The sequence below is a fragment of the Dechloromonas sp. ZS-1 genome (genome assembly GCF_039649255.1).
Lineage (GTDB): Bacteria > Pseudomonadota > Gammaproteobacteria > Burkholderiales > Rhodocyclaceae > Azonexus.
In genome coordinates this window covers 213,730-234,425 of sequence record NZ_JBDIYD010000002.1, presented here as the reverse complement: position 1 = coordinate 234,425, position 20,696 = coordinate 213,730, and the positions used below count along the sequence as shown (strand labels likewise).

The following is a 20,696-nucleotide window of genomic DNA, read 5'->3' as shown; positions in this document are numbered from 1 at the left end:
CTGTATCCGCACGGGGTTGTGCGACGTTTCCTGCGGTCGACCGTCGGACAGGGCTGAAAATCAAGCGTGATACGTGGGCGACGGTGATGCGATCTGCGTCGGTGTCCCTGTCGCCATCGCTTTCAAGCCTGCCCAGACTGTCTGACTGCTCGCGCCGTTTTTGATCCATCTTGGCGACCTGTCCGCAGGCGGCTGTTAGCGTGTTCCTTTTCAGCGGGCGGGGAGACGGGATGCAGCCGAGGCAATTGGGTTGGCAGGACATCGGTGCGGCTTTGCGATCGGGGGCGGTGATGCTGCGGCAGGCGCGGGGAACGGCGCTGGCCTTCGCCGCTTGCTTCGTGCTGCCCGGCGCGTTGCTCATGGGGACCCTGCTGGCGCTGGGCTGGACGCCATTCCTGATCCCGGCAGCCGGTGCCTTCATGCTGATTGCACCGGTGGGTCTCGCCGGCTTCTTCGGGCTGGCACGGGCTGTTGAGCAAGGTCTCCCGCTGGGGGCACCGGCCGTGCGCCAGGGATTTGCCGGCGCAGCCCCGGCCCTGTGGGCGCTGGCCTTGGTCTGTGCCTTGCTGTTCATGATTTTCGTGACCGATGCCGCGATCCTGTACGCCTATATGGTCGGCGGCGAGGCAGTGAGTTGGGCGGCCTGGCTCGGGCAGGGCGGCATTGCGCGCTTTGTGCTGTGGGGGAGTGTGTCCGGCGCCGTGATCGCCGGCTTGCTCTTCGCCGTGTCGGCGTTTTCCGTGCCGCTCCTGTGCGAGCGCAGGGCTTCGCTGGTGGCGGCGGTGGTGCTCAGCATCCGCATCATCCTGGGTAATTTTCTCCCGGCCCTGGCCTGGGGGGCGCTGCTGGCTGGTGTGACCATGCTCAGCGTGCTGCTCCTGCCGCTCTTGCTGCTCACCCTGCCGTGGCTGGCCTTTGCTAGTTGGGCACTCTATCGGCACGTGTTGCCGGAGGGTCCGACGGTCGACCGGGTATAATGTCCGGTTTTCCGCTTTTGACTGAGCCGCCGTGTCCGTTCTTGACGAAGAAATCTCCCGCCGCCGCACTTTTGCGATCATCTCCCACCCCGATGCCGGTAAAACGACGCTGACCGAAAAACTGCTGTGGTTCGGCGGCGCCATTCAGGTGGCCGGCGAAGTGCGCGCCCGCAAGGCCTCGCGCCACGCGACCTCGGACTGGATGGAGCTGGAAAAGCAGCGCGGCATCTCGGTGACCTCGTCGGTCATGCAGTTCCCGTACCGCGAGTGCATGATCAACCTGCTCGATACCCCGGGCCACGAGGACTTCTCGGAAGATACCTACCGCACGCTGACCGCCGTCGATTCGGCAACCATGGTGATCGACTCGGTGAACGGCGTCGAAGCACAGACCATCAAGCTGTTGAACGTCTGCCGCATGCGCGACACCCCGATCCTGACCTTCATCAACAAGCTGGACCGCGAAGGCAAGGAGCCGATCGATCTGCTCGACGAAATCGAGTCCGTGCTCGGCATGCAGTGCGCGCCGATCACCTGGCCGATCGGCATGGGCAAGCGTTTCCGTGGCGTCTATCACCTTTACGACGATACCATCGCCTTCTTTGATCCGCAGGCCGAGAAGGGCACGGCCGAGATCATCCAGGGGCTCGACAATCCGCGTCTGGATGAGCTGATCGGCACCCAGGCCGACGAACTGCGTACGGACATCGAGCTGGTGCGCGGTGCATCGCATCCCTTCGATGCCGAAGCCTATCTGTCCGGCAAGCAGACGCCGGTGTTTTTCGGCTCGGCGGTCAATAACTTCGGCGTGCAGAGTCTGCTCGACGCCGTGGTCGAACTCTCACCGGCCCCGATTTCCCGCCCGGCCCTGGCCAAGGGCGAGGCACGCCAGGTGGCCCCGAACGAAGCCAAGTTCTCCGGTTTCGTGTTCAAGATCCAGGCCAACATGGACCCGAAGCACCGCGACCGCATTGCGTTCCTGCGTGTTTGCTCGGGCCGCTTCGACCGGGGCATGAAGGTCAAGCAGGTGGCGACCGGCAAGACCCTGTCGATCAACAACGCGATCACCTTCATGGCGCGCGACCGTTCGACGGCCGACGAAGCCTGGTCCGGCGACATCATCGGCATCCCCAACCATGGCACGATCCGTCTCGGCGAAACCTTCACCGAAGGTGAGGAACTGCGCTTCACCGGCATTCCGTCCTTTGCCCCGGAAATGTTCCGCCTGGCCCGCATCGCCAACCCGCTGAAAATCAAGCAATTGCAAAAGGGCTTGCTGCAGCTGGCGGAGGAGGGCGCGACCCAGTTGTTCCGTCCGATTTCCGGCTCCGACATGATCCTCGGCGCGGTCGGCGCGCTGCAGTTCGACGTGGTGGCGCATCGCCTGGAGCACGAATACGGCGTGCAGGTGATCTTCGAGCACTACAACTGCGCCACGGCGCGCTGGATCGTTGGTGACCAGAGCGAACTGCGTCAGTTGTCCGACCGTTACAGCGCCAACGTCGCGCTCGATGGGGCGGACGATCCGGTCTATCTGGCGCCAAACAATGTGTATCTGAACATGGTTCAGGAAAAATACCCCAACCTGCGCTTCCTCGAAGCGCGCGAAGTGGCCTGATCGGGCCGGAGCGAGGCAGCGCATGAGCGTACGTGTCCAGACCACGGATTTCGACCTCGGGACCGAGTTGACCGCCCAGCGCGCGCAGGATGCGCGCATTGGTGCCCAGGTCAGCTTTCTGGGTCTGGTGCGCGACATGAACGAGGGGGCCAGCGTGGCCGGCATGACCCTGGAGCATTATCCGGGCATGACCGAGAGGGCGCTGGAAGCCATCGTCGATGAGGCCAAGGCGCGCTGGGATCTCTACGACGTGCTGGTCATCCACCGTGTCGGGCCGCTCAAACCGTGCGACCAGATCGTGCTCGTGGCCGTGACCAGCGCGCACCGCGGCGAAGCCTTTGCCGCCTGCGAGTTCGTCATGGACTATCTGAAAACCCGTGCCCCCTTCTGGAAGAAGGAAGACACGCCTGATGGCGGGCGCTGGGTCGATGCGCGCGACACGGATGACAGCGCGGCTGAGCGCTGGTCGGCAGCACCTGCGCCGCTGATGCGTTGAGGACGGGCTGCGAGCGCTGCCCGGCGACATGAAAAAAGGGGCCATTGGCCCCTTTTTGCTGGGTGCGAACCGGCTCAGGTCCGGAATTGAGCGACCGCAGTGTGCAAAGAGGCGGACAGGTCATGCAGGTGGCGCGCGGCGCGTGCCGTATCGGCCACAGCTGCGGCACTTTCCTCGGACATCTGGGCAATGGTTTCCAGCTGCTGGGCGATCTGGTTCCCGGCCTGGCTCTGCTCGCGGATGGAGTCGGAAATGCTGTTGACCACATGCGTGACGCGCTCGGCGCCTTCGCGGATACGGTTGATCGATTCCCCGGCCTGATTGGCCAGTTCCACCCCGTTGCCGACCTGCGACACACCGGCCTGCATGCTGCTTACGGCACTCTTGGTGCCGTTCTGGATGCGGCCGACCATGTCGGTGATTTCGGTGGTCGACAGCCCGGTGCGCTCGGCCAGCTTGCGGACCTCGTCCGCCACGACGGCAAAACCGCGGCCTTGCTCGCCGGCGCGGGCGGCCTCGATGGCGGCGTTGAGGGCGAGCAGGTTGGTCTGGTCGGCAATTTCCTTGATGGTATTGACGATGCTGCTGATCTGGTCGGACTGCTTGCCCAGATCTTCAACGATTTGCGATGACGCTTGCACGGCATCGGAAATCTTGCGCATTTCGCTGGCGGCGTTGTGGATCACCTGTGCGCCGGCATCGGAGATGTTGCCTGCTTCAATCGAAATGCCATGGGCTTCCGAGGCGTTGTCCCGCACCTGATCGATGCTCACCGCCATTTCTTCCACCGAGGCAGCCATCGAGGACGCGGCATCGCTCTGGGAGCGGGCGCGCTCGGCGACTTTTTCCGAGGCTTGCAGCAACTCGTCGGCGGCACGGGCAACCTGTTCGGCGTTGCCGGTGATGGTGCCGATCATGGAACGCAGGGTTTCCTGCATGGTGCGGATGTTGGCGAGCAGGCTGGTTTTGTCGTCTGTCGGACAGTCGACCGGCGTCGCCAGATCGCCGGCGGCAATGCGTTGCGTAATGGCGGATGCAATGGCCGGGTCGCCGCCCAGGGTACGGATGATGTTGCGGGAGAGTACCAGCAGGGAAATGGCGATGAAGCCGCAGATCAAACCGGCCCAGAGGAGCAGCTTGAAGGCCTGATTCTTGAATTTTTCATCGACGTCGTCGACGTAGATGCCGGACCCGATCACCCAACCCCATGGCGTGAAGCCCATCACATAGGAGAGCTTGGGCACGCCGGCGTCGCTGCCGGGCTTGGGCCAGTAGTAGTCCACAAAGCCTGACCCCTGGTTTTTGACCACGGTATTGAATTCACGGAAGAGGAACTTGCCATTCTTGTCCTTGAGCTGATCCAGCTTCTTGCCGTCCAGTTCAGGCTTGATCGGATGCATGACCATGAGGTCGGTCAGGTCGTTGATCCAGAAGTATTCGGTTTTATCGTAGCGCATGGCCTTCACGGCCAGCTTGGCGAGCTTTTGCGCTTCTTCGACGGAAAGGCGGCCTTCCCGTGCTTCCTTTTCGTAGTGGGCGACCGTGCCATAGGCCACTTCAACGAGACTGCGGACCTTGTTCTGTCGGTCCTCCAGCATTTGATGCCGCTCCCCGTTCAGCATCAGGACAACCAGTGCAACCAGGGCCAGGATGGTAATGAGGGTCATCCAGGTCAGTTTGCTGCGGAGCGTCATGGATTTCGCCATGGTATGCCTCCTCTTTCTTTTTTTTGGTAAAAATACCACTTCTGCCAATCTAGCACAGCCCATGTGATCGCGCCCTGATTTTGATCAACAGGGCGGTTGAAATGCGGACATTCATCCTTACCTTGTCCTCATTCGGAATTGCGCACAGGGAGATTGACCATGCGACTCGACAAATTGACCACCAAATTTCAGCAGGCGCTGGCCGATGCCCAGAGCCTGGCGCTCGGCAATGACCAGCAGCTGATTGATCCGCTGCACCTCCTGATGGCCCTGCTCAATCAGGATGATGGCGGCACGACGTCCTTGCTGGCCCGCGCCGGGGTGAATGTTCCGGGCCTCAAGCGTGATCTGGAGCAGGCCCTGACCCGTCTGCCCAAGATCGAAGGCCACGGCGGTGACGTGAGCATTGGCCGTGATCTGGGCAATCTGCTCAATCTGACCGACAAGGAAGCCCAGAAGCGGGGTGATCAGTTCATCGCCAGCGAGATGTTCCTGCTCGCCCTGTGCGACGACAAGGGGGATGCCGGCCGCCTGGCGAAACAGCACGGCCTGCAGAAAAAGGCGCTGGACGCCGCCATTCTCGCCGTGCGTGGCGGGCAGTCGGTGAATTCGCAGGAGGCCGAAGGCCAGCGCGAGTCCTTGAAGAAATTCTGTATCGACCTGACCGAGCGCGCCGCCATGGGCAAGCTGGATCCGGTGATTGGCCGTGACGACGAAATCCGCCGCGCCATCCAGATTCTCCAGCGTCGCTCGAAAAACAACCCGGTCCTGATCGGTGAGCCCGGCGTCGGCAAGACCGCCATCGTCGAAGGACTGGCCCAGCGCATCATCAATGGCGAGGTACCGGAAAGCCTGAAGGGCAAGAAGGTGCTGGTGCTGGACATGGCCGGTCTGCTCGCCGGTGCCAAGTACCGTGGCGAGTTTGAGGAGCGCCTCAAGGCCGTACTCAAGGAGATCGCCCAGGACGAAGGCCGGATCATCCTCTTCATCGATGAAATCCATACCATGGTCGGTGCCGGCAAGGCCGAAGGCGCCATCGACGCCGGCAACATGCTGAAGCCCGCCCTGGCGCGCGGCGAGCTGCATTGCATCGGTGCCACCACGCTCGACGAGTACCGCAAGTACATCGAGAAAGATGCCGCGCTGGAGCGCCGCTTCCAGAAAGTGCTGGTCGAGGAGCCGTCGGTGGAAAGCACCATCGCCATCCTGCGTGGGCTGCAGGAGAAGTACGAACTGCACCACGGCGTCGACATCACCGATCCGGCCATCGTTGCGGCGGCCGAACTGAGCCATCGCTACATCACCGACCGCTTTTTGCCGGACAAGGCCATCGACCTGATTGACGAAGCGGCGGCGCGTATCAAGATGGAAATCGATTCCAAACCGGAGTCGATGGACAAGCTGGATCGCCGCATCATTCAGCTGAAAATCGAGCGCGAAGCCGTCAAGAAGGAAAAGGACGAAGCCTCGCAAAAGCGCCTGGCTCTGATCGAGGAAGAAATTGCCCGCCTGACCAAGGCGTATTCCGACCTGGAAGAAATCTGGAAGGCCGAAAAATCCGCCGTGCTGGGTTCCGCCCAGATCAAGGAAGAAATCGACCATCTGAAGGCCGAGATCGTGAAACTGCAGCGCGAAGGCAAGCTGGAAAAGGTGGCCGAGCTGCAATACGGCAAGTTGCCGCAACTGGAAGCGCAGTTGAAGGCGGCGGATACGGTCGACCCTGAAAAACAGGTCAAAAACAAACTGCTGCGCACCCAGGTCGGCGCCGAGGAAATCGCCGAAGTGGTCAGCCGCGCCACCGGGATCCCGGTCAGCAAGATGATGCAGGGCGAGCGCGACAAGCTCCTCAAGATGGAAGACAAACTGCATCAGCGCGTGGTTGGGCAGGATGAAGCCGTCCGCCTGGTGGCAGATGCGATCCGTCGCTCCCGCGCCGGTCTTTCCGATCCGAACAAACCCTACGGCTCCTTCCTTTTCCTGGGCCCGACCGGTGTCGGCAAGACCGAGCTCTGCAAGGCCCTGGCCGAGTTCATGTTCGATTCTGAGGAACACCTGATCCGCATCGACATGAGCGAGTTCATGGAGAAGCACTCGGTTGCCCGCCTGATCGGCGCGCCGCCGGGTTATGTCGGCTATGAGGAAGGCGGTTACCTGACCGAAGCCGTGCGCCGCAAGCCGTACAGCGTGATCCTGCTCGATGAGGTGGAAAAAGCCCATCCGGATGTCTTCAACGTGCTGCTGCAAGTCCTGGACGACGGCCGCATGACCGACGGCCAGGGGCGTACCGTGGATTTCAAGAACACGGTGATTGTCATGACCTCGAACCTGGGCAGCCAGATGATCCAGCAGATGCAGGGCGATGATTACGGCCTGATCAAGCTGGCCGTGATGGCCGAGGTGAAAACCTATTTCCGGCCGGAGTTCGTAAACCGGATCGACGAAGTGGTGGTCTTCCACAGCCTGGATGAGCAGCACATCGCCGGGATCGCCAAGATTCAGCTGGCGTATCTGGAAAAGCGTCTGGCACAGCTGGAGATGCAGCTTATTGTGGACGATGCGGCGCTGCTCGAACTGGCCAAGGCCGGCTTCGATCCGGTGTTTGGTGCGCGGCCGCTCAAGCGGGCGATTCAGCAGCAGATCGAAAATCCGCTGGCACGTGCCATCCTGGAAGGCCGCTTTGCCGCCAAGGATGTCATCCGCGTCGGCATCGACAACGGCGAGCTGCACTTCAGCAAAGCCTGATCGGCAGCAGGTAAGTAAAGCGATGGCAAAACGGCGAGGTGGGCAACCTCGCCGTTTTGGTTTTTTGGGGTGTCAGGCGGTTGACCGCCGGACTGTGCCTGTGACGGGGATCAGCAATTGCCTTTCTTGGCCTGGCCCGGCGGGCAATGGCGGGCATCGTGGCCCTTGCCATGGCCCGTGTAGTACTTCTCACCGCGCGGGCCGCCATGCCGCTTCCAGTAATCCGGATCGCGGTACTCGTAACCATCCCAGTAATAACCCCGTGTATCGCGACTGCCAAAGGTCACGGTCACGCCACCGGGCCCCTGGACGCGAACGTTCCCGAGGTTGACGTTAACATCGACGGCGCTGGCCAGCAGGGGCGTCAGGCCGATCAAGGCGGCCAGGAACAGTTTTTTCATTGCAAGACTCCGGGAAATGGGGGAGGGAACAAGGCCTCCTCTGAGATATTAACGACGCTTTGTGCAAAGCGCTGACACAGGCGGTAGAAAATCTTTCGGGGCGCTCGCTCAACGGATTTTTTACCTTGGGCAGAGCAAAAAAATGGCGTGCTTGTGACGGCACGCCATAGGCGGAGCTATTACGCGGCACAGGTCCGCGTGCAGTACGACAAATCAGCTGTTGTTGCCGGTTTTCCGGAGCATTGACTTGGTTTCGGGGTCCAGCGGCAACGAATAATCATGCGCCGACAAAACCATGCTGCTTGCCGGATCAACCAGCTTCAAGGTGATATGGACGAAGGAGGCGCTGACGGCATAGGTCCCGACAACGACGGCTTGGGCTCGGTAAGTTGCTGCAGTTTCCTTGATTTCACGCGTGAGCAGGAATTCGCCTTCGGATTTCCGCATATAAACGCTGTTGCGGACCTTGAGGTCGATGACACGGTGTCCTGTTTGGGTCAGGCGAGATGAAATTTGTTCGGAGATGGCGCGTCCGAGGGTGGACGATTGCTCAAGTTGATCAACATTCACCAGGGTCGTAATGACGAAAGGGGCGGGGCCGCTGTCGTTGCCACGATTATTGGTGAAGGCCGATCCATAATTTTTGAGCAGGGCATCGGTTGCAGCGTAGTTGCTGGCACGGAATGGATTGGATGCTGCTTGTTCGTAAGTGGGGGCCTCGACTTTGGCCGGCTGCCCTTGGCAAGCCGTTAATGTGAGGGCAAGGAAGGTTGCGGGAAGCCAGACTGATTTCATCTTATTTGCCCTCCGCTTGCATGACTTTCAGGGTGGTGCCTGCGTTGGTATTTTGCTTGTTCCAGTACAGAGCATGATCTTCATCTGCCGTGTAATAGATGTTGCTGACGCGGCTGATCAATCGATTGCCGTCCGCAATGGAGGTGGTGAGAAGAATTTCGGAACGGGGAACTGCGCCATTGGCAAAGCGGCCTCGACCGAGTGCTTCGTTGCTCAGCCAGCCAAATCCATCCAGTGCTGCGGCGCCGGTCAGAAGTTTGATCCCTGCGTCCACGCCTTTGGCGCTTGCGAGATTTCCCGCCATGACCCCTCCGACCGCCCAGAGTCCTGCTGCGAGTGCAGTTGCATCACCGTAATGGTAGGTTTGGCGGGCTCGCTCCTCCGAAAATTTGAAAATTGAATACTGCACATCGACCTGCAGTGCTTGCTCTGGTTTGATGCTGACAGGCGTGCCTTGGCGAACCAGTTCGGTGATCAGGAGTTCTCGGAAACCCGTAACAAAGGCTTGTTCGTTATTGGGTGTCGGTACATAGATCAGGCGTCCGTTGAGTCGATCTGCCGTATCGTCAGCGATTTGCTTGGCGATGTGCCGAGCAATCAGCTTCCAATGATTGGCTGCCTGCAACTTTTGTTGCTCTGCATTTTCAAAACGGGTCGGCGCCGGTACGTCTGCATATTTGCTCGCACACCCACCCAGCAATAGAGCTGAAGAAAATAGGCCTAAAGTAATAAATTTTATCAATTTAATGCTCCATGGAAATCTGATTTGGGTAACTTTTGCATGTTACTTGCAGTGCTTGATCCGTGTAAACCATGGTGGCACAGTGTTTTGTGCTTTTGATGGTTTTGATCGGTTTCGGGTTTTGTGATTGGTTATTAAAACAGTGATTTTTTAATTTGTTTCGGACGGAGGGTGCGTGATCGATACGGAGTTTGATGGCATTGCCTCATGCAAAAGCTGGCAGGCTGCACGCATGGCAGAACTCAGCGGGCCGGATAGCTGGCTGGGGGTTGTTGGCTTGTTTTGGCTGGAGCCCGGGCAGAATCGGGTGGGGGCCGGTGAGGATTGCGCGATACGCCTGCCGGGTGGTCCGGCTTACCTGGGGGATGTGCAACTGACGGCAGATGGCCTCCTCTGGCAGCCCCGACAAGGCGCGTCGCAGCCGCTGGTATCGGACCGTGACGGGCCTCCCAGTGTGATCAGCTTTGAAAACTGGTCTTTTTTTGCCGTCGACCGTGACGGGCGGATTGCCATTCGGGTACGTGACCGGGCCTGGGCGCAAGCCCGTCCTTTTGCCGGTTTGACGTATTTCGATGCGGATCCGGCCTGGATGATCGAGGCGACCTGGGAAGTCTTGCCTGCGCCCATCCTGATGGCGGTACCGAATGTGAGCGGCGAGTTGAAAGAGGTCGCTGTCACGCATCGGGCCGTGTTTTCGGTGGCGGGGGAACCGGTGGCCTTGCTGCCCATGTCGGTCAGCGCCGAAGCGGCTTTCTTTGTCTTCCGTGACCGGACGAGTGGTCGTGAAACCTATGGTGCCGGGCGTTTCCTGAAAGCTGCACCGGCGGTCGACGGGCGGATTCGCCTCGATTTCAACCGCGCGTTTAATCCGCCTTGTGCGTTTACACCCTTCGCGACATGCCCTTTGCCGCCGCCGGAAAACTGGCTGCCCTTTGCCGTGCGTGCGGGGGAGTTGAAGCCGGTATCAAAATAATCAAATACTGATATTGACATTAAATAAGCGTTTGCTAATATGACTGCATCGATGATTTTTCAGGAGTGCATGCCATGTTGCGTTTCGATATTGCCCCCGTCTGTGCCAATGCCTACCGCTTTCAGGCGCTGATGAGTTTTGCCATTGCGGCGGTGTATCTCTTCACGCCGTATCAATGGGCCGCCATCCTCCTGGCGGGCGGTGGCTTCATCCGTGGTTTTGTCTCCCCGCACAAATGTCTGTCGTACCGCCTGTTTGCCGGGCTGACCGAGAAGTTGGGTCTGCGCAAGCTGCAGAATGCCGGTTCCAAGATGTTTGCCGACAAGATCGCCTTTGTTGCCGGCGCGGCCATGAGCATTTCCTGGGCGCTGGATGCCGGTTTTGGCGTGATCCCGGCGACGGCCATCCTGATCTTTGCCTTCATCGATCTGGCGACCGGCTTCTGCGCTGCCTGCTGGGCCTATGCTGCCTGGTACCGCGTGCGTGGTGCAGCCTGATACGTCGCGGGAAACTGCGCTAGAGAGCACGCTTGAGCCTTTTGGCTGCCGCAGCGCGACTGTCTGAAGCATGAAAAAACGCCGCCGGGCGCAAGCCTCGGCGGCGTTTTTGATGGACAGGCAGTGGGTGATCAGCCCGTCAGCGGCTTGACCACGCGCTTCACGGCCGTGTCGTCCGGATGCGGGTGGATGGTAAAGCCCAGGCTGGTCATCAGGCGGAACATCTTGCTGTTGGTCGACAGCACGTCGCCGACCACGGCACGGTAGCCCTTCATGCGGGCACAGTCGATCAGCGCCGTCATCAGCTTGCGGCCGACACCGCACTTCTGCCAGTCGTCGCCCACGGCGAGCGCGAACTCAACCGTTTCGCCGTCCGGATTGAGCACGTAGCGGGCCACGCCAATCTGGTTTTCCTTGCCGTCATCGCCGGGCAGGGTGGCGACCAGGGCCATTTCGCGGTCATAGTCGATCTGGGTGAAGCGGACCAGCATGGTCTGCGTCAGTTCGCGCAGGGTGTCCATGAAACGGTAGTAGCGGGATTCGTCGGACATTGCCTTGACGAACTCCTGCTCCATGTCGGCATCTTCCGGACGGATCGGGCGGATGGTGACGACCTTGCCGTCGTTCATCGTCCAGTCCTGGATCAGGTGCACCGGGTACGGGTAGATCGCCATGTGGGCGTAACGGTCACCCGAGGCGCCGACGGCGTGATCGATGACGATGCGGGCATCGGCGGCGATGGCGCCGTTTTCATCGACGATCAGCGGGTTGAGGTCAAGCTCCTGAATCCACGGCAGTTCGCAGACCATTTCCGAGATGCAGAGCAGGACTTCCTTCAGGGCGTCACGGTCGACCGCCGGCATGTTGTGGAATTGACCGAGGATCTTCGCGGCGCGCGTCGAGTCGATCAGATCCTTGGCCAGGAAGCGGTTCAGCGGCGGCAGGGCAACCGAGCGGTCGGAGAAGATTTCGACGTCGAAACCGCCGGCGCCGAAGGTGATCACCGGCCCGAAAATCGGATCGCGGAAGACGCCGATCATCAGCTCGCGCCCGTTCGGACGGGACAGGAAGGGCTCGATCGAAACGCCATTGATCTTGGCGTTCGGATGACGCTTGCTCACCGTGTCCAGAATGTCGTGGTAGGCGTTACGGACGGCCGGGGCATTGACGATGTTCAGGCGCACGCCGCCGGCGTCCGTCTTGTGGGTGAGTTCCGGACAATCCACCTTCATGGCGATCGGGAAGCCGATCTGCTCGGCGAGCAGCAGGGCTTCGGTTGCCGTGCGGGCCACCATGGTCTGGGCCACCGGCACCTTGAAGGCCCGCAGGATGGCCTTGGATTCCATCTCGGAGAGCACCTTGCGGCGCTCGGCGAGCAGGGCCTCGATCAGCATCTTGGCGCCTTCGGCTTCCGGGCGGCCATGCTGGCGGGTCGGCTCCGGCGTTTGCAGCAGGAGCTTCTGGTTGCGGTAGTACTTCGAGATGTGGTGGAAGAGCTCGATCGCGGTTTCCGGCATGCGGAAGGCCGGGATGCCGGCATCTTCCAGCGCCTTGCGGGCCTCGGCCACCTGTTCTTCACCCATCCAGCAGCAGATCAGCGAGCGGTTGAGCTTGTCGGAGACCTCGATGATGGCCTTGGCCACTTCCATCGGTTCAGTCATCGCTTGCGGCGAGAGCATGACCAGGGTGCTGTCGACATTCGGGTCCTGCGTGACGGTCAGGATGGCCTCGCGGTAACGTTCCGGCGTGGCGTCACCCATGATGTCGATCGGGTTGGCATGCGACCAGTTGATCGGCAGCACCTTGTTCAGGGTGGCCATGGTTGCATCGGACAACTGGGCGAGCGGGATGCCGAGGTCGCCGGCACGGTCGGCCGCCATGGCGCCCGGGCCGCCGCCGTTGGTGATGATGGCCAGACGGTTGCCCTGCGGGCGGAACTTGGAGGCGAGGGCCTTGGCGGCGTAGAAGAGCTGGCCGACGTTCTGCACGCGGACCACGCCGGCGCGGCGCACGGCGGCGTCGAAGACGCTGTCGGTCACGGCGATCATGCCGGAGTGCGCTTCGGCGGCGTTGGAGCCGGCCTCGTGACGACCGGCCTTGAGCAGGATGATCGGCTTGATGCGGGCGGCCGAACGCAGGGCGCTCATGAAGCGGCGGGCGTTACGGATGCCTTCCACGTACATCAGGATGTAGTGGGTGCGACTGTCGTAGATCAGGTAGTCGAGGATTTCGCCGAAATCGACATCGGCCGTCGTGCCGGTGGAGATGACGGACGAGAAGCCGACCTGGTTGGCCTTGGCCCAGTCCAGCACTGCGGAGCACATGGCGCCGGATTGCGAGACGAGGGCGAGGTTGCCCGGATTGGCGGTGATCTTGGTGAAGGTGCCGTTCAGGCCGAGTTCCGGGCGGATGATGCCGAGGCAGTTCGGGCCGAGGATGCGCACGTTGTAGGAACGGGCGATTTCGAGCATCTTGCGCTCGATGGCGGCACCGACGTGACCGGCCTCGGAGAAGCCGGAGGCGATCACGATGACGTTCTTGACGCCGCTACGGCCGCATTGCTCGATCAGGTGCGGGACCGTCTGCGGGCGGGTGCACAGGATGGCCATCTCGACGCGGGCGCCGATTTCCTCGATGGACTTGTAGGCGGGCTGACCCTGAATCGTCTCGTGCTTCGGGTTGATGGCGTAGAGCTTGCCCTTGTAACCCTGATTCAGGATGTTCTTGAAGATGATGTTGCCGACCGAGTTTTCGCGATCGGATGCGCCGATGACGGCGACCGATTTCGGTTCGAACAACGAGGTCAGATAGTGCTGTTCCAGCATCTCATGGCCCTCCCAGGCTGTTATTGTGCATCGCACGATTCTGGCACAAACACTAAGGGATTGCCATGAGGGAAGTCAGCTGATCAGGACTCCGTGAGCGAGCAGTCGAGCTGGAAGGATTGCGACAGGGCGCGATGCACCGGGCATTTGTTGGCGATCGCCAGCAGGCGTTGCCGTTGCTCGACGGTCAACGCCCCGGTGAGGGTGATTTTCCGCTCGATGCAGTCGCGGCTGCCGGTCTCGGTGTCGAGCTTGTGGTGGCGCAAGGCGACCTCGACCTTCTCCAGCGGCAGGCCCTTGCGCTCGGCGTACATGCGCAGGGTCATCGAGGTGCAGGCGCCCAGGCCGGCCATCACAAAATCGAAGGGGGCCGGGCCGGCATCGCCGCCGCCCATGCTGGCCGGTTCGTCCGCGACCAGCCGGTGTTCGCCGGCCGTGACCGATTGCTGGTATCTTCCGAGTCCGTTTTCTGCAACGAGCACCACGCCTGACATGTCCGATCTCCTTCACGTTGAAAAGAGCCCGATGATAGCGCCCTCGGCCTGGGTCGTGGCACATGCCGCCCAACTGCCGAAAAGCGGGCGTGTGCTTGATCTTGCCTGCGGTAGCGGACGGCATGCGCGCTGGCTGGCGGCGCAGGGTTGGTCGGTGCATGCGGTCGACCGCGATGCCGAGGCCATTGCTGCGCTGCAAAACGAGGCGGGTATCACCGCCGAGGTGATGGATCTCGAAGGCGACGATTGGCCGCTGGCCGGGCAGGCTTACGCCGGTATCGTCGTCACGAATTATCTGTGGCGCGCCCGTCTGCCCGAATTGCTCGCCCTGCTGGCGCCGGGCGGCGTGCTCATGTACGAAACCTTCATGCAAGGCAATGAGGCCTACGGCAAACCATCCAGCCCCAAATTCCTGCTCGCGCCGGGTGAGTTGCGCCAGGTTTGCAGTGCGGCGGGCTTGCGCGAACTGGCCTTTGTCGAGGGCTACGTCGAGACGCCGAAACCGGCGCTGCGTCAGGCCATCTGCGCGCGGCGCGACTGAATGATGGCGGCTGCCAGACGCTCGATCCCGACGGTCGACAGGTCGTCGGTGGCAAAAACGGTGGCGTCGGCCTGACGGGCAAAGTTGCGATCCTGCGAGCGACGGTAGAGCGGGTCGTAGTGTTTTTCCAGCAGGTCGCGCACGATGCCCGGCCAGTCACCGGCCTGGATCAGGGTCTCCCACTGGTTCATGACCTCGCGGCTGTGCAGGTTGCGCAGCGCTTCCAGGCGGCGTTGCAGGCGGGCCGGATCCTGGATGAAATAGTCGTAGTCGTCCTGGAGGAAGGTGACGCGTGCGTCCAGCGAGGCGTCGATCTGAATGCACTCGCCCAGGCGGATGCGCTCGATCAGGCCTTCCGGCAGGTGAATGCGGCCGATCTTCCGGCTCTCTGCTTCCACATAGACGGGCCGGGCCGGATCGAAGGCCTCCAGTTGTTGCAGGACACAGGTCTCAAACCATTTTTGCGGCGGTTGCGGCTGGCCGGGCAGGGTGCCGAGCACCGAGCCCTTGTGGCTGGCCAGGGTTTCCAGATCGAGCACCTGCTCGCCCTGACGGGCCAGCGCTTGCAGGAGGCGCGTCTTGGCGCTGCCGGTCGGGCCGCCGATGACCACGAACTGCATCTCGGCCGGGCGCGCGATCAGGCGTTCGACGGTGTGACCCCGCCAGGCCTTGTAGCCGCCGTCGAGTTGTCCGGCCGACCAGCCGATGGCGCGCAGGATGGTGGTCATCGACCCGCTGCGGTCGCCGCCGCGCCAGCAGTAGATGAGCGGCTTCCACTGCTTGGGTTTGTTCAGGAAACGTTCCTTCAGGTGGCGGGCGATGTTCTCGGAAACCAGCGCCGCGCCCAGCTTTTTCGCTTCGAAGGGGGAAACCTGCTTGTACAGCGTACCAACCTCGGCGCGTTGCGCATCATCGAGGACCGGGCAGTTGATGGCGCCCGGAATGTGGTCTTCGGCAAATTCGCCTGGGGAGCGGACATCGATGATTTCGTCGTAGGCCGGGATGTCGGCCACGGTCGGGCGGGCGTATTTCATCCCGCTATTTTAGCAGCGGCTGCAGGCTGCCCCAGACATGATCGAGAATGCGCGGTTGGGCGTCGGCCGTGGGGTGCAGATTATCCGGCAGGAAAAAGCGCGCCTCGCTGGCCACCGGTTCGAGCAGGAAAGGCAGCAAGGGGCTTTTTTGCGCCTGTGCCACGCGGGCGAAACTGGCCTGGAACTCGTCGGCGTATGGTCCATAGTTCGGCGGCAGACGCATGCCGGCGATCAGCACGCGGGCACCGGCCTGGCGGGCGCTGGCGGTCATGGCCTCCAGATTGGCCCGCATCTGGGCCAGCGGCAGGCCGCGCAGGCCGTCGTTGGCGCCCAGGGCAAGGATGACGACGGCCGGGCGATGGGTCTTGAGCGCGGCATCGAGGCGGGCGCGCCCGCCGGCGGTGGTCTCGCCGGAGATCGAGAGATTGGCAACGCTATAATCCAGCTTCCGCGCTTTCAGCCGCTGGTCAAGCAGGGCTGGCCAGGCTTCGTCCGGGCGCAGGCCGTAACCGGCGGAGAGCGAATCGCCGAAAACCAGCAGGGTTTTCGCCGCATGGGCGGGCTGGGGAAGCAGGCTGGCGAGGATGGCCAGCATCGACAGAATCAGTTTCAGGGGAATACGCCGCATGGCAGATCAACCGGTGGTCAACGTCGAAAAATTGGGCAAAACCGTCGATAACGGCGGGGCCGAACTCTGCATTCTGCAGGAGATTTCCTTTTCGGTCATGCCGGGGGAAAGCGTGGCCATCGTGGGCGCCTCCGGTTCCGGTAAATCGACCTTGCTTGGTTTGCTGGCCGGGCTGGATGTGCCGAGCAGCGGCTCGGTGCGGCTGGACGGGGTGGCCCTGGCCGACCTCGACGAGGATGCGCGTGCCCAGGCGCGGGCGCGCCTGCTCGGTTTCGTTTTCCAGAATTTCCAGCTGCTGCCGTCCCTGACGGCCCTGGAGAATGTGCAACTGCCCCTGGAATTGGCCGGTTCTGGCCGGTCGACCGTCGCCGCCAAAGCCTGGCTGGAACGCGTGGGCCTGGGGCATCGCCTTGGGCATTACCCCAAGCATCTGTCCGGGGGCGAGCAGCAGCGCGTCGCCCTGGCCCGCGCCTTTGCACCCGAGCCGCGCCTGGTCCTGGCCGATGAGCCGACCGGCAACCTCGATGCCGACACCGGCGCGCAGATCATTGACCTGATGTTCGATCTGAATGCCCGTCAGGGCACGACGCTGGTGCTGGTGACGCACGATGAGCAGATTGCCCGGCGCTGCGGGCGCACCCTGCGCATTCAGGGCGGGCGCTTGCACGACTGAAGGGGCGTGGCGCCCAGCGCTGCCCCACTACGCGGCTGATGCGCCGGGACGGCGCTGCTTTCCCGGCGGGGGGAGCGCGTCTCAGTCGCTTTCAGTCGGCAGCGTGCCGGCTTCGATGACCAGCGCGGCGAGGGCGGGGTCGCTGAGGCCCAGATACGCCTGGATCGGCTTGCCGATCTTGAGCCACTCGTTGGTCTGGTTCTGGCCGGTGAGTTGCTGGTCGATGTATTCCGCCAGACCGGCGATGGCAATCAGATTGCGCGACAGCGGCGGCAGGGCGCCGCCACCTGCAGCCAGCGTGATGAAATCGTGGTGATTGCGGATGGCCAGGCAGGTTTCCTCGGCGAGCCACCAGGATTGCGCCAGCAGGCAGCCGACCACGGCATGGTTGGTCGGGAGATGCTGTTCTTCAACCACCGTGAACGGCAGCGCGGGATCGCCATTGGCCGCGGCCAGAATCTCGAAGTAGTTCGGGAACTTGCGCATCATGATCGGGATGCCGCAATCCCGGAACAGGCTGAAGGTATAGGCATCTTCCGCACGCAGGCCGGCGACGGCCTCGCATTTCTGGCTGAGCCAGGCAGAGAGGCGGGCGACGCGGGCCGAGGCATCCCAGAAGCGTTCCAGGCGCGGCATCGGCGGCAGGGCCTTGCGCAGCACAATGCCGGCAATGGTGCTGGCGGCCACGGCCAGCCCGAGCATGGAGAGCGCATCCTGGACCGTGCGTGCCTTGCTGCGGTAACCGTAGAAGGGCGAGTTCACCACCTTGAGCAGACTGCCGGCAATCCCGACGTCGGCGCTGATGGCGCGGGCCAGGGCGCGCAGATCGGGTTCGTCACGCCCCATCTCCGCCACAACCTGTTCGAGGATCAGGGGGCGGGGGGGAATCCCGATCTGGCGGATGCTGTTGAGCAGTTCGCCTTCGAGGGTCTTGGGGGCGGGAGCGTCCATAATCAGTAATGCGTAGCGAGCCAGGTTTCGAGTTCGGTTTCAGGAAGCGGATACGACAGCAGGAAGCCCTGCAATGCCGTGACGCCGGCCTCGGCCAGGATGTCGCGTTGGGCGTCCGTCTCGACGCCCTCGGCCACGATGGTCATGCCCAGATCGGCGGCGAGCTGCGTAATTGTACGGATTATGGCAAATGATTTTCTATCTTCGGGTAAACCTTTTACAAAAGCCCGGTCGAGCTTGAGTTTGCGGGCCGGCAAATCCTTCAGGTAAGCGAGGCAGGAATAGCCCGTACCGAAGTCGTCGATGGCCAGCGGGAAGCCGGCCTCCACCGCTGCCGCGAGGTTATTGCGCACGGTCTCGGAGGTGTCCATGAACAGCGATTCGGTGAGCTCCAGCTCGATCAGGCCGGGCGGCACATCGCTACAGGCGAGCACGCCGTAGAGCACCTGGCGGAACTTGGGCGCGGTCAGCTGGGCGCGCGAGACATTGACGGCGATCTTGGTCGGGCGCCCGATCTGGATCAGATGGTCGGCCAGGCGCGCTGCGGTCAGCATGGTCCATTCGCCCAGGCGAATGATCAGGCCGGTTTTCTCCGCCACCGGGATGAACTGGTTGGGCTGGATGGAGGCGCCGCGCGAATTGCAGCGCATGAGGGCTTCGCACGCCTCCAGGCTGCCATCGGCGAGATTCAGGATGGGCTGGTAATGCAGCGCGAGGCCGCCATTTTCGAGCGCCTCGTGCAGGCGCTCCTCGATGGCCAGTTCTTCGCGGGCGAGTTCGGTGCCAAAGCGTCCGGTGATGCGTTCCTCGCCGGCCACCGCCGTCTGGTTGCCACCGGCCCGCTTGGCATCGTGCATGGCGCGGTCGGCGCGTTCGAGCACATCGAGCGGACGTTCGGTGAGATCAAGCAGGGCCAGGCCGATGCTGCAGGCCTGACGCAAGGCCACCTGGCCGACTTCGAGCGGCGCCTGCAGGATGCGGTGAATGCGGTCCGCCGCGATCTCGGCGCCGGGCATCGGCGTGCGCGGCAGGATGACGACAAATTCGTCCCCGCCGATGCGGCCCAGGATGGCCTCCGGATCGGCCTGGGTTTTCAGGCGGTAGGCCAGCATGGCGAGCACGTTGTCGCCGGCTTCGTGGCCGAAGGAGGTGTTGACCTGACGAAAGCGGTCGAGCCCGATCCAGAGCACGCACAAGGGCGTCTCGTCCTGACGGGCCTGGCTGGCCAGCCGGTCGATTTCGCGCATGCATGCTTTGCGATCGAGAAAGCCTGTGAGGCTGTCCATCCGCTCCCGTTCCCCTCCCTGTCTTGATCTTCGGGAGTCTAGCGCAACTTTGGCGCTTCGTGGGGACGGGCGTCGGGCGAGTTTTCAGGTGAGCTGGCGGGCAGCGTGAAGGCCGCTGCGGACAGCGCCTTCGAGCGTTGCCGGGTAGTCCTGCCAGGTATGGTCGCCGGCAATCCACAGCTGCGGCCAGCGGGTGGCGGCGGGCGTACGTGCCAGCTGCGGTCGACCGGAAAACGTGGCCCGTTTTTCGCGGATGACGCGATACCAGCGCGGGCTGTGCGTCAGCCCCAGTTCTGCCTGCAAGGCTTCGGCCAGCGCCCGGTCGCTCAAGGCCTCCCAGGGGCCGTGGCCGCTCAGTACGGCGCCGAGCACCCCATCGCCCCGATCCACCACCCATTGCCCGATACGCCCGTTCAGATGCTGCAGCGGGAAGGGCAGGGTGGCCGCCGGTGCGGCGGTTTTGGCACCGATTTCGAGGTAGACCGTCGCGATGGGCTCGTAGTCGAGTTGGGGCGCGGCGTCGGGCAGAAGGCGCGCAAGGTGCTGTGGCGCCACGGCCAAAATGGCGGCGTCGAAGGCCTCGCCGTCGATCAGCACCGCGTTGTTCTGCGGCGTCACCTGTTGCACGCGTACGCCAAAGCGCAGCGTCGCACCCTGCTGCGCCAGCCAGCTTACGGCCGGTTCGGGCAGCACATCGCCGAGCGGCACGCGCGGCAGCAGCAGGTCGGTATCGGCGCGGCGCGGGCTGCCCAGGCTGTCGCGCAGAACATTGGCAAAGAGCTGGGCGGAGGCGCGTTCGGCCGGGGTGTTGAGCGCCGCCAGACAGAGCGGTTCCCAAAGGTGTTTCCGGAAAGCCCCGGTCTGGCCGGCGGCGTCGAGCCAGGCTGCGACGGTGGTGTCGTTGCCCACCCGGAACCCCCGCGCTTGCACGCCGAGCATCCAGCGGGCGGTTTTCAGCTTTTCAGCGAGGTCGACCGGCGCCGCCGTGAGCAGGCCCCAGGCCAGGTTGAGCGGCGCGGGCAGCTTGGGCAGGGCGAGGCGGAAGCGGCCCGGCTCATGCACGGCCAGCGGGCGTCGTTCAAACAGCTGATCCGGATCGGCCCCCACCCGGCGCATCAGCGCCAGGGTGTCGCGATAGGCACCGAGCAGGATGTGCTGGCCGTTATCGAGGCGTCGTCCGTCGAGTTCCACCGTGCGCGCCCGACCGCCGGCCACCCGGCCCGCCTCGAAGAGCGTCACGGCATGGCCACGCGCGGTCAGTTCGACGGCAGCGGCCAGACCGGCCCAGCCGGCACCGACGATGGCAACGCGCATGGC

At 62.8% G+C, this 20,696-nt stretch carries 19 protein-coding genes; 8 read left to right on the top strand and 11 right to left on the bottom strand.

The window, feature by feature from the left end; translation table 11 throughout:
* Window positions 1–230: 230 nt before the first annotated feature.
* From AACO21_RS03935 to moaE, 3 genes are read left to right on the top strand one after another with little or no spacing between them, the layout of a single operon-like run.
* Entirely contained in the window at window positions 231–977 is a 747-nt protein-coding gene (locus AACO21_RS03935) for a DUF2189 domain-containing protein (RefSeq protein ID WP_346191188.1), read from the top strand.
* A 31-nt stretch (window positions 978–1,008) separates the two neighbouring features.
* A complete protein-coding gene (locus AACO21_RS03930) occupies window positions 1,009–2,595 on the top strand; it encodes a peptide chain release factor 3 (RefSeq protein ID WP_346191187.1) in 1,587 nt (528 codons plus the stop codon).
* Window positions 2,596–2,617: 22 nt separating this feature from the next.
* Window positions 2,618–3,091, top strand: a complete 474-nt coding sequence (gene moaE, locus AACO21_RS03925) for a molybdopterin synthase catalytic subunit MoaE (RefSeq protein ID WP_346191185.1) — start codon at window positions 2,618–2,620, stop codon at window positions 3,089–3,091.
* Window positions 3,092–3,165: 74 nt separating this feature from the next.
* Here the strand turns inward: moaE and AACO21_RS03920 are convergent, their stop codons facing one another.
* Window positions 3,166–4,797 (bottom strand): methyl-accepting chemotaxis protein, encoded by a 1,632-nt coding sequence (locus AACO21_RS03920; protein WP_346191184.1) that lies wholly within the window; start codon window positions 4,795–4,797, stop codon window positions 3,166–3,168.
* A 159-nt stretch (window positions 4,798–4,956) separates the two neighbouring features.
* On the opposite strand from AACO21_RS03920, the gene clpB reads away from it, so the two are divergent.
* Complete coding sequence (gene clpB / locus AACO21_RS03915; RefSeq protein WP_346191183.1) at window positions 4,957–7,539, top strand: ATP-dependent chaperone ClpB; 2,583 nt, start codon at window positions 4,957–4,959, stop codon at window positions 7,537–7,539.
* Between the two features lie 110 nt (window positions 7,540–7,649).
* On the opposite strand, the gene AACO21_RS03910 is transcribed toward clpB, so the two are convergent.
* The 3 genes from AACO21_RS03910 to AACO21_RS03900 form a co-directional block, all read right to left on the bottom strand.
* Window positions 7,650–7,940, bottom strand: a complete 291-nt coding sequence (locus AACO21_RS03910; RefSeq protein ID WP_346191182.1) for a DUF2502 domain-containing protein — start codon at window positions 7,938–7,940, stop codon at window positions 7,650–7,652.
* A gap of 213 nt (window positions 7,941–8,153) precedes the next feature.
* Window positions 8,154–8,735 (bottom strand): FlgO family outer membrane protein, encoded by a 582-nt coding sequence (locus AACO21_RS03905; RefSeq protein ID WP_346191181.1) that lies wholly within the window; start codon window positions 8,733–8,735, stop codon window positions 8,154–8,156.
* Window position 8,736: 1 nt separating this feature from the next.
* The gene (locus AACO21_RS03900) at window positions 8,737–9,477 is read right to left on the bottom strand and encodes a hypothetical protein (RefSeq protein WP_346191180.1); all 741 of its coding nucleotides are present in this window, start codon (window positions 9,475–9,477) and stop codon (window positions 8,737–8,739) included.
* Between the two features lie 175 nt (window positions 9,478–9,652).
* Here AACO21_RS03900 and AACO21_RS03895 point away from each other — a divergent pair, with 175 nt between their 5' ends.
* Together AACO21_RS03895 and AACO21_RS03890 are read left to right on the top strand one after the other, a co-directional pair.
* Window positions 9,653–10,450, top strand: a complete 798-nt coding sequence (locus tag AACO21_RS03895; protein WP_346191179.1) for a DUF1684 domain-containing protein — start codon at window positions 9,653–9,655, stop codon at window positions 10,448–10,450.
* A 74-nt stretch (window positions 10,451–10,524) separates the two neighbouring features.
* Entirely contained in the window at window positions 10,525–10,947 is a 423-nt protein-coding gene (locus AACO21_RS03890) for a DUF4395 family protein (RefSeq protein WP_346191178.1), read from the top strand.
* A gap of 131 nt (window positions 10,948–11,078) precedes the next feature.
* Here the strand turns inward: AACO21_RS03890 and AACO21_RS03885 are convergent, their stop codons facing one another.
* Entirely contained in the window at window positions 11,079–13,772 is a 2,694-nt protein-coding gene (locus tag AACO21_RS03885) for a bifunctional acetate--CoA ligase family protein/GNAT family N-acetyltransferase (RefSeq protein ID WP_346191177.1), read from the bottom strand.
* A gap of 83 nt (window positions 13,773–13,855) precedes the next feature.
* Window positions 13,856–14,266 (bottom strand): OsmC family protein, encoded by a 411-nt coding sequence (locus tag AACO21_RS03880; RefSeq protein ID WP_346191176.1) that lies wholly within the window; start codon window positions 14,264–14,266, stop codon window positions 13,856–13,858.
* On the opposite strand from AACO21_RS03880, the gene AACO21_RS03875 reads away from it, so the two are divergent.
* Entirely contained in the window at window positions 14,265–14,807 is a 543-nt protein-coding gene (locus AACO21_RS03875; RefSeq protein ID WP_346191175.1) for a methyltransferase domain-containing protein, read from the top strand. The two genes, AACO21_RS03880 and AACO21_RS03875, sit on opposite strands and share 2 nt — an antisense overlap.
* Here the strand turns inward: AACO21_RS03875 and mnmH are convergent.
* Together mnmH and AACO21_RS03865 are read right to left on the bottom strand one after the other, a co-directional pair.
* Window positions 14,780–15,841, bottom strand: a complete 1,062-nt coding sequence (gene mnmH, locus AACO21_RS03870) for a tRNA 2-selenouridine(34) synthase MnmH (protein WP_346191174.1) — start codon at window positions 15,839–15,841, stop codon at window positions 14,780–14,782. The genes AACO21_RS03875 and mnmH overlap by 28 nt on opposite strands.
* Window positions 15,842–15,845: 4 nt before the next feature.
* A complete protein-coding gene (locus AACO21_RS03865; protein ID WP_346191172.1) occupies window positions 15,846–16,469 on the bottom strand; it encodes an arylesterase in 624 nt (207 codons plus the stop codon).
* Between AACO21_RS03865 and AACO21_RS03860 the strand changes: the two genes are divergently transcribed.
* Window positions 16,468–17,142, top strand: a complete 675-nt coding sequence (locus tag AACO21_RS03860; RefSeq protein WP_346191171.1) for an ABC transporter ATP-binding protein — start codon at window positions 16,468–16,470, stop codon at window positions 17,140–17,142. The two genes, AACO21_RS03865 and AACO21_RS03860, sit on opposite strands and share 2 nt — an antisense overlap.
* 81 nt (window positions 17,143–17,223) lie before the next feature.
* Here AACO21_RS03860 and AACO21_RS03855 read toward each other — a convergent pair whose 3' ends face one another.
* From AACO21_RS03855 to hpnE, 3 genes are all read right to left on the bottom strand, one after another.
* Entirely contained in the window at window positions 17,224–18,093 is an 870-nt protein-coding gene (locus tag AACO21_RS03855; RefSeq protein WP_346191170.1) for an HDOD domain-containing protein, read from the bottom strand.
* 2 nt (window positions 18,094–18,095) lie between these two features.
* A complete protein-coding gene (locus tag AACO21_RS03850; protein ID WP_346191169.1) occupies window positions 18,096–19,379 on the bottom strand; it encodes a bifunctional diguanylate cyclase/phosphodiesterase in 1,284 nt (427 codons plus the stop codon).
* A gap of 84 nt (window positions 19,380–19,463) precedes the next feature.
* A complete protein-coding gene (gene hpnE / locus AACO21_RS03845) occupies window positions 19,464–20,693 on the bottom strand; it encodes a hydroxysqualene dehydroxylase HpnE (protein WP_346191168.1) in 1,230 nt (409 codons plus the stop codon).
* Window positions 20,694–20,696 lie beyond the last annotated feature (3 nt).